At 43.6% G+C, this 17237-nt stretch carries 11 protein-coding genes; 2 read left to right on the top strand and 9 right to left on the bottom strand.

Going from position 1 to position 17237, the window contains the following annotated elements:
• Nucleotides 1–94 precede the first annotated feature (94 nt).
• Both P403_RS0109765 and tnpB read right to left on the bottom strand, forming a co-directional pair.
• The gene (locus P403_RS0109765; RefSeq protein ID WP_029332456.1) at nucleotides 95–856 is read right to left on the bottom strand and encodes a hypothetical protein; all 762 of its coding nucleotides are present in this window, start codon (nucleotides 854–856) and stop codon (nucleotides 95–97) included.
• 23 nt (nucleotides 857–879) lie between these two features.
• Nucleotides 880–2052: an IS200/IS605 family element RNA-guided endonuclease TnpB gene (gene tnpB, locus P403_RS0109760; RefSeq protein ID WP_029332455.1), complete on the bottom strand. Its 1173-nt coding sequence runs from the start codon at nucleotides 2050–2052 to the stop codon at nucleotides 880–882.
• Nucleotides 2053–2418: 366 nt separating this feature from the next.
• On the opposite strand from tnpB, the gene P403_RS0109750 reads away from it, so the two are divergent.
• Complete coding sequence (locus P403_RS0109750; protein WP_029332453.1) at nucleotides 2419–7095, top strand: DEAD/DEAH box helicase; 4677 nt, start codon at nucleotides 2419–2421, stop codon at nucleotides 7093–7095.
• Nucleotides 7096–7146: 51 nt separating this feature from the next.
• Here P403_RS0109750 and P403_RS0109745 read toward each other — a convergent pair whose 3' ends face one another.
• The 6 genes from P403_RS0109745 to P403_RS0109720 all read right to left on the bottom strand — a co-directional run bounded on the left by P403_RS0109745 (nucleotide 7147) and on the right by P403_RS0109720 (nucleotide 16424).
• Nucleotides 7147–10308, bottom strand: coding sequence for a type I restriction endonuclease subunit R (locus tag P403_RS0109745; protein ID WP_029332452.1), 3162 nt, complete (start codon nucleotides 10306–10308; stop codon nucleotides 7147–7149).
• A 24-nt stretch (nucleotides 10309–10332) separates the two neighbouring features.
• Nucleotides 10333–11496: a restriction endonuclease subunit S gene (locus tag P403_RS0109740; protein WP_029332451.1), complete on the bottom strand. Its 1164-nt coding sequence runs from the start codon at nucleotides 11494–11496 to the stop codon at nucleotides 10333–10335.
• Nucleotides 11489–13078 carry a type I restriction-modification system subunit M gene (locus tag P403_RS0109735; protein ID WP_029332450.1) on the bottom strand — a complete coding sequence of 530 codons (1590 nt, stop codon included), beginning with the start codon at nucleotides 13076–13078 and terminating at the stop codon, nucleotides 11489–11491. Before P403_RS0109735 ends, P403_RS0109740 begins: the two co-directional genes overlap by 8 nt.
• Nucleotides 13079–13239: 161 nt before the next feature.
• Nucleotides 13240–13737, bottom strand: coding sequence for a type II toxin-antitoxin system HicB family antitoxin (locus P403_RS16290; RefSeq protein WP_051667350.1), 498 nt, complete (start codon nucleotides 13735–13737; stop codon nucleotides 13240–13242).
• Between the two features lie 54 nt (nucleotides 13738–13791).
• Entirely contained in the window at nucleotides 13792–16104 is a 2313-nt protein-coding gene (locus P403_RS0109725) for a DEAD/DEAH box helicase family protein (protein WP_029332448.1), read from the bottom strand.
• Complete coding sequence (locus P403_RS0109720) at nucleotides 16101–16424, bottom strand: nucleoside triphosphate pyrophosphohydrolase (RefSeq protein ID WP_029332447.1); 324 nt, start codon at nucleotides 16422–16424, stop codon at nucleotides 16101–16103. Before P403_RS0109720 ends, P403_RS0109725 begins: the two co-directional genes overlap by 4 nt.
• Before the next feature lie 111 nt (nucleotides 16425–16535).
• On the opposite strand from P403_RS0109720, the gene P403_RS0109715 reads away from it, so the two are divergent.
• Nucleotides 16536–16925: a RidA family protein gene (locus P403_RS0109715; RefSeq protein ID WP_029332446.1), complete on the top strand. Its 390-nt coding sequence runs from the start codon at nucleotides 16536–16538 to the stop codon at nucleotides 16923–16925.
• 34 nt (nucleotides 16926–16959) lie between these two features.
• Here P403_RS0109715 and P403_RS16055 read toward each other — a convergent pair whose 3' ends face one another.
• Nucleotides 16960–17226, bottom strand: coding sequence for a hypothetical protein (locus P403_RS16055; RefSeq protein ID WP_034801124.1), 267 nt, complete (start codon nucleotides 17224–17226; stop codon nucleotides 16960–16962).
• Nucleotides 17227–17237: the final 11 nt, after the last annotated feature.

The following is a 17237-nucleotide window of genomic DNA, read 5'->3' as shown; positions in this document are numbered from 1 at the left end:
CCTAGTTTTTAGGACACTACTAGTATACAAGGAAATGGAATGAAGAGAATAGTAGAGAGTAGAAAAAAGACTTTCCGAATTGTTATTCGGAAAGTCAGTCTAGCGAGATGGTGATTGTGTTAGCAGATGAGGAATCAACAGGGTTACCTGTGGCAGGATCGGTCGGTAAACCAATTAAAAAATCAAAAGAATCGAGAGTATCTGCAGATTCTTCCATGAAAACATAGTAGCTACCTTGATCTTTCGTACCTGCCCGAAGAAGTGGGAGCTCCGTGTTTGGATTGTAGCTTTGATTTAACGTAAATTTTCCAACGGGACTATATTCATTTGTTCCATTGTCAATAAAGGTACTAGCAAAAGAATAGTAGTAATCTTTTGAGGTATTATTCTGAACGGTCACAGATACTTTCATCACAGAGGTCGGTTCGGCATTGAACATGAACTTCTTTACGAACGGTTCGTAAGTATTGACTTCACCGACTTCAATTTGATTGATTTCATAAAAGAAGCTTGGAGCAAGTTCGATTTTTTCATTAGGATCTTGAAGTTTTATTGGTGTATAGGAAGCGTAATACTTTTTAGTTTGATCATAGATTTCTTCTTCGGAGGCGTTTACTACATCGTCAGAGATATCTTGTGTTTCTTCTATCTCTTCGGTAACAGGCTCTTCGACAGGTTCTTCAGAGAATGTTTCATCTTCAGCGTTGGCATCAGTATCGTTGTCGGTTGAAGCGGGAGCTGCTGTTGATTCTGAACTCGTTGCAGGAGGAGAGGATGAAATGACTTCGTACGAAACTAGTATAATTGAACTACCTCCACCTACGCTTCGCTTAGAGGTGGAGGATTCCTGAGTCATCCGACCTAACGGTCGAAACCTGATCAGGCTAACCCCGTCGTCCCGACGGTTGAAGAAGCTAGGATGCGTTCAGCTTCTCGTTTGAGGTTCAGTCCTGCGTTCACATCGCGGTCGTGATGGATGCCGCAACTCGGGCATGTCCACTCACGCAAACCAAGATGTTTCACGTCTTTGTGTTGATGTCCGCAACGGGAGCACAGTTGACTAGAGGCGAAGGTCTTGCCGACTTTCACGACGGTCTTTCCGTACCATTCCGCCTTGTATCCGAGCATGCGGAAGAACTCCGACCAACTGACCTCGGAGATGGACTTGCTCAACTTGCGATTCTTCTGCATGTTCTTCACCTGCAAGGTCTCGATCCCGATGACGTCGTGGTTTTTGACGATCTCGGTCGAGACCTTGTGCAGGAAATCGGTTCGCTTGTTCGCGATCTTCTCGTGGATGCGGGCGACCTTCCGCTTTTGCTTCTGATAGTTCTTCGCCTCGGAAAGTTTCACTTTCTTGTCCAAGGCCAACCGTTGACGACGAGAAAGCTTGCGTTGCTCGCGCGCCAGCTTCTTCTCAAGCGAACGGAAGTAACGGTCGTTCTTGTATACCGTGCCGTCAGACAGGATGGCGAAGTGCTTCAACCCGACATCGACGCCGACGGACGAGCCCGTCTTCGGCAGTTCGTTGCTCTCCTGCTCGACGAGCAGGGAGACGAAGTATCTTCCTGGAGCGTTACGCCGGATGGTCGCGTTCAAGATGCGTCCGACGACCTGCCTCGAGTTGGCGAAGCGGACCCACTTCAGCTTTGGAATTTTGATCGTGTTGCCGACGATCGAGACTTCTGGAAGTTGAGACTTGCCTTGGATGTTCGTCTTATACGATTGAACAGGGTTGCACTTCGACTTGAAGCGGGGTCGTTCGTTCTGCTTCTTGAAGAAGCGGTCAAAGGCATCAGCAAGATGCTTGACGCTCGTCTGCACAGATGTGCTATCGACTTCCTTCAGCCAGTCGAACGCCTGCTTCAACGACGGGAGTTCTTTCGAACAAGACCCGTAGGACAGTCCTTTACCTGTCGCTTTATACGTCTCATCCCACTTCGCCAAGAAGTGGTTGAAGACGAAGCGCGAACAACCGATCGTCTTCGCGATCAGGATTTCCTGCTCTTTTGTCGGATAGATTCTGAATTTGTAGGCCTTGTGAGTCAACATGATGTTCACCTCCTTACAAAGGATATACCCGAAAGAGAGGGTGGCGATTCATCTCCCACTTTCACTCGGGCTTCACCCGGATCGTTTAGAAGTGGGCGTATTCTCGCCTAATTTTGATAAACTACCACTCAGTGTACAAAAGCTAATTGATGAACGAGAATTTCCCCCGAACGTCAACATGAATCAATTTCCGACACTGTTTTACATTACTTTACGCACAAAACTACTTGCTTTAGGTCTCTCACCACGCTTGAAAATCAGTGCTAAACAAAAAATCAATCAAAAGTTGAAACAGCTTCCGATTTCGTCAACAAAGGACCTGAGTCATGATAGCTATCATCTCGCCACAGCCTGGGAGGAACATACATGAGTATTCATCCGATAAATGCGACCATCCGTCTCCAAAATCGATACATGGACTACTTGACGTCTTTTTTTAAAATCAATAATCATGCATTACAGGAGCAATTCAAACACAAACTTCGTATTAATAATCAATTTTTAAAAGGACCTTACTTGGAAGCAACGCTTCCCTACAAACCAGGGAAGACCATCACAGAATTGATTCAAGAAGATATCATCCACCCAGAAATCGCACGCTTTTTACCGGGTGGAGATACATTTCGCCTGTATCGCCATCAAGAAAGCGCCATTCGACTGGCTAAAACCAATCAATCGTTCGTCGTTGCCACTGGTACGGGTTCTGGTAAGACGGAAAGTTTCATGTTACCGATTTTTAATCACCTTCTCGAACAAAAACAGGCAAACCTTTTGACGGATGGCGTCCGTGCGCTTTTGCTTTATCCAATGAATGCACTCGCTAACGATCAACTGGACCGTCTTCGGGAACTATTAAAAGATACACCAGAAATCACGTTCGGTCGCTTCACCGGCGAAACGGAAGAAAAGAAGCTCAATGCTCTACAATCCTATAAGGCACAATATAAGAAGGACCCACTTCCGAACGAACGGTTGTCACGGGAAGAAATCCGTCGAAATCCACCTCACCTCTTGATTACAAACTACGCCATGTTGGAATATCTAATGATGCGTCCAGAAGACAATACATTATTCTCGGGTACTTTCAAAAAAAATTGGCGCTTCGTCGTCCTAGATGAAGCCCATACGTATGATGGTGCGACAGGAGCCGAAGTCGCCATGTTGCTTCGACGACTAAAGACAGAAGTGGAGCATGACGTTCCTCTACAATTCATCGCCACTTCTGCGACACTCGGATCATCCGAACAAGCAAAAAGAGATGTCATGTCATTCGCGAGTAAACTGTTTGGTCAACCTTTTTCGTTAGAAGCAGGACAACTAGTCATGTCTGAACGGATTGACTACGACGAACTCTATTCAGCAATCGAACTACCGGACTCGACGATTTATCTTGAGTTGCAGGCGTGTTATGCCGAAGATCGTCTACCTGATTTGAAGCGCTATGGTTATCTAAAAGATTATTCAGGACATCCTAAACAGGTGATTTATGATTTACTCGCACACGATCGGCGGTTGCATACCTTACGCAAAAAATTAAGTGATGTCCATCTGTTGATTGATTTAGCAGATGAAATCTTCTCGGAGTTGAAGCGAGAAGATGCCATCGAGCGTTTAATCGCACTGATTGATATCGCGACGCTCGTCCAAGATGAAGTTCGTCCCAAACTGCTACCAGCGAAGTATCATACTTTTTTCCGGGCTCTTGAAGGTGCTTATCTTGAATTTCATCCACAAGAAAAGCTCCATCTATTTCCAAAGTATAAATCCGAATCTGGTCATCCTATTTATGAGATGGGCGTTTGTCGACGATGTGGAGAAGTACATTGTTTTGGACACTCCCCTCATGCGGGTCTACTCGTACCCCAAAGCTCGAACGGAAAAGTCTTGAACACGATGTTTTGTTTTAAATCGACTGATGGGATGTCTTCTGATTTAGAGGATGAACCAATCACGAACACGTCTCAAAAGGATTGGTGTCCGTCTTGTGGTGCAACACGGTTCGCTTCCGAGACAGATCCACCTTGTGGATGTGACGTTGCTCTTCGTCAGATTTCAACGATTGATATTTCTGAACATTCTGCGTCCTGTATGTCATGTGGTCTTCCTTCCCATCGTACTGATGCGATTCGTCGTTTTTATACCGGAGCAGATGGTGTAACTTCAGCACTCGCAGCCCAACTGTATCAAGAACTTGTCTATGGGAATCCAACAACATCCACTGGACAAGCTAACAATGCTATCGAAGATGATTGGTTCGACAGCGATGAACCTATCGTGATAGAAGAGCAAAAAGAAACATATGAAACTCAGAACTTGATTGTTTTTTCCGATTCTCGACAGGATGCTGCCTTCTTTGCACCTTTCTTGGATCGAACATATCGTAATTATCTGTGGCGTTCTTACTTTTGGCGCGCCATCCAAGGAACGACTGACACCGTCTCTATCATGGAATGGAAAAACCTTACTCTCCATCTAAGTGGTGCACGCTCGATTCATCTTTTTGATGATTTGACAATTGATCAAGAAATCAAGCTTCGACTTTTTCGTGAATTCATCTTAAGTGATGATGACTTTTCATTAGAGAACCTTGGAATGATTGGATTCGACTTACCTTTAGATTCGAATGATAAAATAAAGCTCGAAACCATCATCTCAAAACAGATGCAAATCAAACCTGAACATGCTTGGTCTTTCTTAATGACCATCTTTTATTATTTACGTCTTCAGGCAATCGTCGGAATTTCAAAAGATTTAGATCGAAGACACGTCTTGCTAGCGCCGAAGGACCATGTTTATGGCATCGTAGCAACCGGTGGTTATCCAACGACGTATGTAAAGAATTTCGTACCCGAACGAACAAATGTATTTTTGCAATGGTTTGAGCGATATTACGACCGCTATGAGATTCCTTATACGACAGAAAATATCAAAAGTACACTCATGAACTTATTTAATAAAGTACTTGTAAACCCAAGATCACCGCTTCATAATTTTTTTGATCATTACGACTCTGAGAAGAACCAGTCTGAACGTTGGGTTTTACAAGCAGATCATTTTCACGCATATATCCCAGAACACCTCTATGTCTGCACGCTTTGTAAGACAGTCCATACACATGATGCTGGTATCTGTAAAACACGCAACTGCAAGGGACACCTCGAGCAGACTACAATTACTTCACTCGAGCAAGGTGAACATTATCGAGAAATGTACCAGACGATGCTTCCGATTGATATGGTCGTCAAAGAACATACGGCCCAACTATCAAATCGTCTCGGGCAAGATTATCAGAATAAATTCATAAAAAAAGAAATCAACGTTCTTTCTTGTTCGACGACCTTCGAGATGGGGATTGATGTCGGGAGTCTAGAATCCGTCTTCATGCGCAACGTACCTCCGAAGACAAGTAACTATATCCAGCGGGCTGGTCGCGCCGGACGAAGTTCGTCTGCTGCCGCATTTGCCTTAACATTTGCTCAAAAGAAATCGCATGATTTAACCTATTTCGAGAATCCGAAAAGTATGATCGCTGGAGACGTCAAAGCTCCTATTTTCTCAATCGATAACGAAAAAATCATTCGCCGTCATATTCATGCGACCGCGCTATCTTTATTCTTTAAGGAGCAATCACACTTTTATGGTAATTTTGAGCGCTTTTACCGACTAGAAGAATCGGGTGATAAAGGACACGAAGCGTTCATCGAGTGGTTAAAGACACATCCGGCATTATTGAAACAACAACTTTTCTCTATCGTTCCAGTTGCTCTTCAAAAACATCTAGGAATCGAAAATTGGGATTGGATTGATGTCGTTGACAGTCAGGAAGAAGCCTTTTGGACTGCTTCCTTACAGTACGCAACAGATATCGAAAGCTTAAATACAATTTATGAGGAGCAATCTGCTCAACGAAATAGAGTGGATTCGTACGGAAAAATGATTACGACACTTAAAGAAGAGCAATTGATCGGTTTTCTCTCTTCGAAAGGTTTTTTACCGAAGTATGGATTCCCTGTCGATACGGTCGAAATGAAACTGCTCGATTCAGACTATCGTTCGAAACTGCGTTTACAACGTGATTTGAAACTAGCGATTTCTGAATATGCGCCAGGTAGTAAATTAGTCGCGAATGGGATGTTAATCGAATCCACAGGTGTGAAGTTGATTGAAGGAAAGCAATTACCAGTACATCACTATACACATTGTCGTCACTGCAATAAATATAGTTATGTAGGTAAATATGGCGTTAACGATGAACGAGAGATAGACTGCGAAAAATGCGGAGAGCCACTTCAAGTTAAATATTATGCCATTCCGAAGTTCGGCTTTTACGGAAAAGCCAAGCCTCTCAGTACGGAGCGGCGACCAGAAAAAGCATTTGGTTCGCGTGTCTTCTTTGCAGAGTATGGAGAGAGTCAGACACCAGAACCCATTCACTTAGAAGGGAATCGTTATGAACTCGACTATATCTATTCCCATTATGGAACGCTCTCTGTCGTCAATGACAACAAAGGTCAACAGTACTGGATTTGTTCGACATGTGGCACACAGGTCGAGGGGAAAAAAAATCATAAGACTCCTTTTGGCGGAACCTGTCGCTCGCATCATCGGATGACAGTCCATCATGCACCCGTTTCACTTGGCCATCACTTCACAACGGATGTCTTAAGATTATCATTCCGATTTTCGAATGCAATCCGTCTTTACGAAGCACACCAATCTTATTCTTTACTGTTTGCCTTGATTCGCTCTGCAAGTTTCCTGTTGCAAATCAATGAGGATAATTTAGGTGGGGTCATCCATTATGAAGCATCGACTAGCACATATGATTTAATTCTATACGATGACGTTCCAGGTGGAGCTGGATTCGTTCAAGCAGTTAGTCATAAGCTACCAGAAATCATGGATCATGTGCGAACAAGTATCCAACATTGTACGTGTGATGTGAATACAAGTTGTTACACATGTCTCCGTTCATATCGTAATCAGTTTCTACATGAGCAATTGCAAAGACAGCATGTCATTGACCTATTTAGCATGAACTAACAAAAAAGTCTTCCACATCTGAACAACAGATGCGGAAGACTTTTTACATTCTTAACGAAGCTCTTGATCAAGCGGGATGATTTCTTCATCCAATACGATACGCCACGAACGTTTCATGCCTGGTCCGTATTTTAATAAGATTGCTTCAGGATGTGTGTCTTTGTAACGCGCAAAATCTTTACTCTCAATGATTCGTCCTACGTTCGGGATTTTCTCCATCCCGATATGGTACTGGACAGCAGAGGTATACAGTTCTTGCTCATCAACACACCACTCTAAAGCAAATGTTTCAATTTTTTCTTGATAAGCTTGTTTAAAGTATCTTCGCTTCACACCAAAGATATCTTCATCCGGTGAGACGACTTCATTATCAATCGCATCTAAAATCGTATGGTAGACCGTCTTCACGATTTCAGATTTCCCGAGTTTTTGTAGCGCCTTTTCAATCTCCGAGCGGATGTCTTCACTATTAGCAGAGTACGTACCTAACAATTGATTGATATAGGTCGAATCGATGTCATAGAGCTTAATTGAATTCTCTGCGTAAAATTCGATTTCGGAATAATCAATTCGTTCTTCATCACTGTCATCTTCGTCTTCAATCAGAGACCCTTTTACCGTTTCGTAAATACCAGCAAAATCTTCAAGTACTTGTACTTGATCCACTAATGCCTTAGAACTTTCCATATCATTGTTGTATTCATCATACGTGGCTAACGCTTCGAATACTCGATTGAATTCTTGATACGCCTTCACGAAATCTACACGTTCGTCAATCGGCGAATGTTCATCGATGACATCCGGTGATGGGGCGATATCCTTTAGTACTCTGTATCCTTTTTTAAATCGCTTCTTCGATTCATCGTATGTCGGATAAATCAGGCTCGAATCCTCATTTTCATTCGAATAGAGACGCGTCGCTGCGCGGACGTTCTCTTCCATCGTCGCAGGTCGACGGAATGTGACGACTAAGCCTTTTGTCTTATCCGGATACGTTCGATTCGTCCGTGAGAAGGCTTGAATCAAGTTCGCATAACTGAGGTTCCGGTCGACGAACAATGTCTGGATCGTCGGCGCATCAAATCCGGTCAGTAACCGATCGACGACGATAACGAGATCGATCTGTTTTCCGAATTGCTTGAACTCCGCTTTTTTCCGTGCCAATCGATTGTTGATATCGCCGTTGTAACGTTCGATGTCTTCGATTGACCAAGCCGTTCCATAGTAGTCGTTGTAGGCACGAATGACTTGGCGCATTTCTTCTTGGACTTCCGTTGCGTTCTCAGTGTTCTCTTGCATCGAGTAGGTGATAGCGATCCGCGGGAAGTCAGGATCATCGATCGTCCGTCCTTTTCGAAGTGGATGTCCTGCAAAATGTGCCGCCATCCAATTTGGGTCTTGTTTCATCTCTTGGATGGCATGGTAATAGCGCTTCGCCATCGCAATCGAACTCGTCGTCAAGATGGCCGATTTTTGTGGTCGCCCGTTCTTGAAGTCAAATTTCGTATAGGCATTATCCGGACGGAATAGCTTCTGCAAGACCTTCTCGATATGCGCATCCCGTTCATACAAATCATTCGGGATGTATGTCTCCTTCGTCATCTCATCCATCTCTTCGATCAAGGTACCGATTTCTTCGTCGGTTCGGTCAGCATATTTAGCATCTGCTCGTAGATTCGAAAAAATATGATTGTAGAGCGAGACCGGTTCAATCGTATCCTCGTGTTCGACTTGGAAGCCGAGGACCGATCCATCTTCGAGCGCATTCTTGATCGTATACGTATGTAGAATCTCACCGTATTGATCCCGTGTCGTCCGCGCCAATTGACCTTGTGCTTGTTTCTTGTTTTCATTGAAGATTGGTGTTCCCGTGAAGCCAAACCAGGTCGAGTTCGGGAAGAAGCCTTTGATGGCCTCCATCCCTTCCGCACTCAAGGCACGATGACATTCATCGATGACAAAGACGATATGCTGCCCAATCAGCTTCTGGAATCGTTGCGTCCCTTTTTCAGCTTCTTGCTTTTGCGCATAACGTAATGCCGCCTCGAGCTTTTGACGCGTCGTGATGATGACGGTGTTGGAGTTCGTATCCGACAACAATGTCTCGCTCAATTTTTTTGAGCTCGATGTACCAATGATCAAGCTATTTGCGGAACCTGTCCCAGTCGAAATGCCCGTGTTGAACTCCGAGGCGAACTTCGTGAATTCGCTCGTCGTCTGATTATCCAGATCTTTTCGGTCAATCAGCATGATCGTCCGATCGACTCCCGGTTTCCGGGCTAACAACTTCGTTGAGACAAAACTCGTTAACGTCTTCCCGGACCCTGTCGCATGCCAGACAAAGCCCGATTCATGACGCATCGCTGCCGTAAAGAGTGCTTCAATCGCATGAATCTGATACGGATGGAGCACCATCAACGCTTTATTGTCTTGATCCTCACTGACGATTGTATAGTTCGCAATCAAGCGGTGCGCATCGGGAATGTTCAAGACTTGTTTGACGAACTCATACAGATTATCAACTTTCTGATTGTTGGTCGTCCGCCAGCTGAAAATGAACTTCCGATGCATGTCCTTCGGCAGTGCATTGGCAAAGTAACGTGTCGTTTGTTCATTCGAAATGACGAACAACTGCAACGTCGAGAAGATGTTATTCCGGAACAATCCTTCTTCCGCGTATTTCTTGATTTGATGATGCGCTTGAAAGACTCCATCCTTCGCTGTAACTTTTTTCAACTCGATTTGGACGATTGGTAAGCCGTTGATTAAGAGCGTAACGTCAAAGCGACGATCGCGTCCGTCTTCCGTCGATCGCTGTTTTGCGATTTGATGGACGACTTCGTACGTCGAGATCCCACCACCGATATCCTGGTTGGAATAGAGAACGAGTGACATCGAACCAAGGGTGGCATCTTCGCGTTCAATCGTAATTCGAGAAATGCCGTTCTCCCCTTTTAGCCAGCGGGCAGCGTCAAATGGAGTTTGAGTCTTTGACAACAATTCCGTCTTGATCTTATCGAACTCTACGTCAGTAATTGGGTATTCACCAATCTCCGATAAGTTATTCCGCGTAATCTTGTGACGCAAATTAAGCCATAGATCCGCTTCGGACTTTAAGTCTTGACGATAATTCCATTGGTTATGCCCTTCTCCGAGGACCTCAATCAATCGTCGTTCAACGGTTAGCTCATCATCATGTGTTAACTTCACCACGATTCCTCTTTTCTTTTTAATTGGTTAGACAAACATCTTTTGAAGGAAGCCTTGCTTCGTTTGTTTTATTGCTTCGAGTTCTTGTTCTTTTAATTCAATAACTTCATCTAATTGTTTAAAGAACTCTCCGATTTTGATTTGTTCTTCACTTGTAATGGGTACTCTTACCTCTAGTTGTGATAAATCACTTGAATTAATAGCAGGATAGCTTGTTCCCGTAGAACTGCTCATAACAGACATAACAAAACTCTTTACTTGCAAAGCATTTAGTAAAAAGTGACTATCTATATTCGGTCTTAATTGTGCATAACCTGTCGAAAATACAAAATTCTCATTTCTCAATTCAAAAAGAAAGTTATTCTGTTGGTACGGTCTTACTGTTTGATAAAAAACATCTCCTTTTTTTGCCACTCTCTGTGCTCTAGAAGGAGCATTTTTTTTAGTTTCTTTTTGAGAAGAAAGTAATCTAGTTCCTAAAACTGAACCTAAATCAACATATTCAAACTCGTTCGGTAACGTAGATTTGGGATTTACTTTTGCAATTTCATTTATTTTTTTCAATTTCCATTCATCACAAAACGTCGGAAAACGTATTTCAGGAACAGTCTCTCCATCTTTAGGAAACATCTTCTGTAAGAAACCTTGTTTAGTTTGTTTTATGGCTTCCAGTTCTTGCTGATGAAAAGAAATGGTATCGTCTAAATTCTTAAAAAATGAGCTGATCTCATTTTTTTCTTCTATACTTTCAGGAAGTCGCAATTTTATCTCACTCATAACGTTATTCATTAATTTAGGATTACCTACTTTTGATACGTACTTCCATGCAACTTTATTTAAAGCTTCTGCAACAGCAATACTAGCGTAACCATTATTAGATAGAAGTACACCATTTACGTTGGTACTAAAAAACTTACCCTCTCTAAATTTTACAGTTCCGGCATTGGCACCATCAGTAGTCCATGTTATTGCAGTATCAAATAAATATGATTTATAAAATCCCATTAATCCGTTTTTTTTTGTTTGAGATGAATATACTGGATATGGATTTTCTAATGATTGAATAGTACTTGTTTTCGATGTTGCTAACACTTGACCTCGAGTTACCGTAAAAATTTCTCCAATCTTATATTCTTTCCATATTGATTGAAAGTCTCTAAATCGAAAACATGGAATTAAATAGTTATTCATGATTGAACACCTCTAATGCGCCCTGAATCCATTTTGCTTCTTTTACATCATATTGAAGTGATGAAATCATCTCAAAAAGACTAGTCTCCAATTTAGCTTTCTTTTCACGAATTACTTTTAGTTCTTGACCAATTGATGCCAAATCAATTGGTTCTTCTTCTTCAAATGTATCGACATATCTCGGAATATTAAGGTTGAAATCATTTTCTTTGATTTCATCAAAACTTGCGACATAAGCATATTTTTCAACAGTCTTTCGCTTTTTATATGTTTCAATGATTCGGTCGATGTGTTCGGTTGAAAGTTTATTTTGATTCTTCCCTTTTATAAAGTCTTTGCTAGCATCTATGAAGAGAACATCCCGTGCCTCACGATTCTTTTTCAAGATGACAACTGTCGTTGGAATAGTTGTACCAAAGAACATATTTCCTGGCAATCCGATGACTGCATCGATGCTACCATCTTCTAATAACTTTTTGCGAATAACCCCTTCAGCAGCTCCGCGGAACAAAATACCGTGTGGCAAGACAATCGCCATCGTTCCTGTATCCTTTAAATGATAAAAACCATGCAGCAAGAACGAGAAGTCCGCTTTCGTTTTTGGCGCTAATTTCCCATAACGATTAAAACGAGAATCATCTAAAAACGTCGCATCCGCTGACCAGTGCGCTGAGTATGGAGGGTTCATCAATACTGCATCAAATGTATAGGGTTCATCTGTTGGCCAATCTTTATTTAGTGTATCACCGTTACGAAGACGCATATCTTCATTTTTCACACCATGTAAGATTAAGTTCATTTTCGCTAAGTTAAACGTTGTTGTATTCAACTCTTGTCCGTGATACTTCACCGTCTCTGGATAATTTAAGTAATTCCGTACGTTCAACATCAAAGAACCGGATCCCATCGTTGGATCGAAGACACTGAATAACTTTTTATCTTCATGATTGATTGCGACGATGCGCGCCATCATGTCTGAAACTTCATGCGGCGTATAGAACTCTCCTGCTTTTTTCCCTGCTTCTGAGGCAAATTGGCTGATTAAGTATTCGTACGCGTCACCAATCACATCCCTACTTTGACCCAGCAACTCGACATGGTTCAATTTCTTCAATACTTCAGTAATCGTAATATTCCGCTGTTGGTCATCCGATCCAAGTTTCTTTGACTGTAGATCGACATCATCAAACAATCCATTGAATTGAATATACTTTGTCGAAAGATCATTAAATGCTTTCGCTAAATCATTCAATTGAAACGTATTTTGTTGTGCTTGATCCGCTAAGACATTGAATAGATAAGCCGGTGCAATTTCATAACCGAGCATATCGACAAGCGTCTCTACTAAATCATCTTTGATCTCCTCATCAGAGAGCAGTTCTACGTATAACAATGTTTGTTTTGCTTGCGTATCATAATCCTCAAAAGACTTATCCGCTAACGTGACCACTCTTTCTAAGACTCTGTCTGATAAGTACTTATAAAAAATCAATCCGAGTAAGTAGTTTTTGTACTCCGAGGCATCCATCTTGCTACGCAGACTATCCGCTGCGCTAAATAGCTGTTGATTTAATACTGACATCTATTTTTCTCTCCATTCCATGAGCAACCAGTAGTAGCTCTATTAAAAAAGTATTCTTCTGTTTTCATTATAGATGAATCAGTTACTATTTTCTTCTAATTACAGTTCCTATTTTAATTTATGAACCACTTAGTTATATTTTCATCCTTGTTATGTCAGTGTCATTTTACGACCCGCCCTGTATAAAACACCTCATCTTCATCCATATCATAATCACCTAGAGAAATGATTGTTCCTCCTGCATCCAGTACGCGAGTAATAGACTCCATCAAAAATTTACTATCTAAGCCAATCTCAACGTCTTTATTTCTCGCATCCACATACTTCAATAAATAAGAGTCTGGTGTCGCTAATTTTGAATCGGGTCGCGGTTCTACATCCACTTCAATCAATTCGATGTGAGTTTCTTTCGAATCCTTAAGATTTAACTGCTGTAATGTAGAGGACTGATTAAACGATTCGCCATGCGTCAACATACTTTCTAACATTAATTCTAAAACATCTTTCGCCATGAACAGTGCATGTTCATACGTCTCTCCTTCCGTGAATACATTTTCTAAATCTGGAAAAGAAACATAGTATCCATCATTACCTTCATCACCAAACCCTTCACCTTCTTCTATTTTTGTCAGTACTGCATAATACTTATACATTGCCATTCACGTTCTCTACCTTGCTTCTTGTTATATTCAGCTCACAGCGTGTCTAATCCATTAATTCGAAAAATACATCTGCAGTCGGAAATGAATTATGTCATATATGACGTTAAATAGTTCCCGTCCTGATGTTTGGTTTTCGATCGATAATACGTCACTATCAAATACAAATGGCTTCCCCATCTTTGGAAACGGCATCTTCTTCAATAACCGTTCTACTTTAGCTGAATCAAACGGTCCTTTTAACTCTGCAGTTTGCGCATCCTTCAACTCCCGATACTTCTCCGCATGCAAATACTCATAAAAGAATGGTGCGACTTCTTCCGCCGTAATCGGCTCCATCCAACGCTCTTCTCCCCGCTCGAGCATTGCCAGCAAGACAACCATCTTATAACTCCGATTCATCTGCGTCTTTTCGACCTGCTCGATCAGTTCCCGGTTTGCGTCGTACACCTCGACTTCTTCTTGAGACAATTCCTGTTGTTCCTTCAAGAACCCAACGTAAGAGCCCCACTCCTGTTTATAGCCTTGCGGAATTGCCGCATACTCTCCAATCTCAACATAGGATGGTCGGTGACCTAGTTCATATTTGATTTGCTCGTATTGCTCGATCAGCCGTAACTTTCGCTGGCTTGGTTGCCGCAGTCGATGAATCAATTCCAGTGCCCGGGTATCAAACTCAATCACACAGCCTGGCGGTGGCGTAATCGGTTCTGTCTCTCCCCGCTTGAACGATTCTTTCATTGTCCCAAGCAGTTTCAGTTTCGTCTCGACGTTACGATAGTTCCCAATCAAGTCGATGATGACACAGCGTGATTTATCTTGCGCCAAACGTAAGCCACGTCCGATTTGTTGCGTATAAATGGCTACTGACTCCGTCGGGCGACAGAATAAGAGTGTATCGACTTTCGGAATATCGACACCTTCATTGAATAAATCGACCGTAAAGAGGACTTCGATCTCGCCTTGTTCGAATGCTCGCATATACTTTGCACGATTAATCGTCTGTCCTGTCAGTGCAAATGCCGTCGTTCCTTTATCCCGGAAGACTTGCGCCAAATATTCTGCCTGCTTGATTGACGAACAAAAGCCGATTGTCTTCGTTTGCCGATGTTTCTCCCATGAATGATAGATATTATCCGCGACTTCACGATCAAGTTGGCGATGCTCGAGTTGTGTCGCATCGTATGTCCGACCAATCCGTCGAATCTGAGAATAGTCGATCGTGTCATGAATGCCGTAGTAATGAAATGGCGTCAAAAAGCCTTCAGCAATCGCAGCCGTGAAGTGCATCTGGAAGGCAACGTTATGATGACAGATCGCATAGACATCAGCGCCATCCATCCGGTCTGGTGTCGCTGTCAGACCGAGCAGGAAACGGGGCGTGAAATGATTAATGATCTTCCGGTAACTCGTCGCTGCCGCATGGTGGAACTCGTCGACGATGATGAGATCGAACTGGTCGGGTGTAAAGCGCTCCAAATGACGCTTTTGCGCCAACGTCTGGACGGACGCGAAGACGATCTCCGTCGTCTCTATGACGGTCCGGTCACTTCCGATGTAGAAGCCGGTCTGCCACGCCGGATTGACTTTTTTAAACGAACGCTCTGCCTGCAGCAACAATTCTTTTTGATGCGCCAGGAACAGGACCCGGGTAAAGTCTCCCGCAAAGAATGCACTAAGGTAAGTCTTCCCTAAGCCTGTCGCGAGCACTGTCAATGCACGTGTCCGTCCTTCCTCCATCGTTTCCCATAACGCGTGGAGCGCTTCTTCCTGCACCCGGTGCGGGAGGATTTCTGGAGTAACGACGACGGTTCCTTCGTCATACTCGACTTCCGGTTCCGCGACATATTGACGCGCCGCGTATGCTTGACGATAGGCGTCTAAGACGACCGGATTCAGTTCCTCTGCTGACTCACTGAGGTAAAGATCCATGAAGGCATCAATCGCATCATCAAGGATTTGTGGTGCGACGGCTTGCGGTAGATGAACGTTCCATTCAATACCGGACCGAAGCGCACTGTTCGAAATGTTCGACGAGCCGACAATCGATAAGCCGGTCTCCGCGTTTCGAAACAAGTAGGCTTTCGGATGGAAAGAGCGTCCGCCTGACCGGTAAAAGCGGACCGATAACCCGTCAAGCGCAAGCAACTGCGCCAGTGCTTCCGGGTCCGTGATGTGTAAGTAGTCGCCAATCAATAGGCGAATCTCGGCTCCCCGTTGCAAGGCGCGCCGAAAAGCTGGGACGAGCAAGGCGACACCTGACTTTTGGGCAAACGCTGCGACGATATAGACTTCCTCCGCCTGATCGATGGCACCGACGAGTGAGTCATATAAATGATGTGTCGTCAGCTTCGCTTCCGGAATCAATCTTCCACCTCGACAAGATAAAGTCGTTCTTCAAAGCCACCACGTTGTTGCTGTTTGTCTTGTCGGATAGCTTCCAGTTGTTCGGCCGTCGTACCATGTGTCTTCGCTAACGCCTGAATCAGTTCGAGCAGGTCAGCCAGCTCCTCGACTGCATCCGCGTCCGTCACCGCAGCTTCATATTCCGCGACTTCCTCATGGAGCTTTCGTTTTGCTTCCGCTAAAAACTCTTCCGGCTCAAGCGTACGGAACGTCGCCTGTTTTCCGGTTTTCGCAATGATGGTTGGAATTTCGTCTCGGACTAACTTATGATAAAGAGGCATTTTGCTTCACTCCTTGTATGTAATAGTAACGTTGTCACAACTATCCTACAGTTAGACTTAAATCGCACGCCATATCCTTGTTCACTATTTAGAATCACTAGGAGGTTTATCATGAACGCATTCAAAAAAATCAACACAGACCAGGCTCCAGCTGCCATCGGTCCTTATTCCCAAGGCTTCATCGCTAACGGTACGTTATATGCCTCTGGTCAAATCCCGACCAATCCGGCAACGGGTGAAATGGTCGCCGGCGGGATTACGGAACAGACGGAACAGGTCATGAAAAATGTCGATGCGATCTTAAAAGAAGCCGATCTGACACCGGACCGTGTCGTCAAGACGACCTGTTATCTAACGAGCATGGAGCACTTCGCAGCCTTCAATGAAGTTTATGCTGCGTACTTCGAACCGCATCACCATTTCCCGGCCCGTTCGTGTATCGCTGTCAAAGAGTTGCCGAAAGATGCTTTGGTCGAGGTCGAGATTTTAGGATTAGTCTAATACCTTGCGACACGTCACTGTTGGTGGCGTGTTTTTATTTCCGTAACCCCCAACGTCCTGTCCCTTTGCCTGTCTCACTGTAGAACAAATCCTTCGTTCCTTCATATAACTCACACTCACTCGCATGAAGATAGATTAATTTTCGGATGCGGGCATCGAGTCCGGCTTCCGTCGAAAAACGTGACAAATCTAAGTCGTTCCGCTCTCGTACACGCTGGTAAAGCTCCGTCAACTCCATTTGGCGCCCCGTCTCCAGGATTTCGATGATGGCTTCTAATAATGCTTCACTGCTTTCAGTCATCGGGTCTCCTC

Source organism: Exiguobacterium oxidotolerans JCM 12280 (assembly GCF_000702625.1).
In the GTDB taxonomy this organism is placed as follows: Bacteria; Bacillota; Bacilli; order Exiguobacteriales; family Exiguobacteriaceae; genus Exiguobacterium_A; species Exiguobacterium_A oxidotolerans.
The sequence above is the reverse complement of the archived record's forward strand: the minus strand, read 5'-3'. Positions and strand labels throughout refer to the sequence as shown.

Bases quoted from the DNA above. Each gene is read 5' to 3' on its own strand.
- P403_RS0109715 (WP_029332446.1), top strand. From the start codon at position 16,536: ATGAACGCATTCAAAAAAATCAACACAGACCAGGCTCCAGCTGCCATC.
- tnpB (WP_029332455.1), bottom strand. From the start codon at position 2,052: ATGTTGACTCACAAGGCCTACAAATTCAGAATCTATCCGACAAAAGAG.
- P403_RS16055 (WP_034801124.1), bottom strand. From the start codon at position 17,226: ATGACTGAAAGCAGTGAAGCATTATTAGAAGCCATCATCGAAATCCTG.
- P403_RS0109735 (WP_029332450.1), bottom strand. From the start codon at position 13,078: ATGTCAGTATTAAATCAACAGCTATTTAGCGCAGCGGATAGTCTGCGT.
- P403_RS0109750 (WP_029332453.1), top strand. From the start codon at position 2,419: ATGAGTATTCATCCGATAAATGCGACCATCCGTCTCCAAAATCGATAC.
- P403_RS0109765 (WP_029332456.1), bottom strand. From the start codon at position 856: ATGACTCAGGAATCCTCCACCTCTAAGCGAAGCGTAGGTGGAGGTAGT.
- P403_RS0109740 (WP_029332451.1), bottom strand. From the start codon at position 11,496: ATGAATAACTATTTAATTCCATGTTTTCGATTTAGAGACTTTCAATCA.
- P403_RS0109720 (WP_029332447.1), bottom strand. From the start codon at position 16,424: ATGCCTCTTTATCATAAGTTAGTCCGAGACGAAATTCCAACCATCATT.
- P403_RS16290 (WP_051667350.1), bottom strand. From the start codon at position 13,737: ATGGCAATGTATAAGTATTATGCAGTACTGACAAAAATAGAAGAAGGT.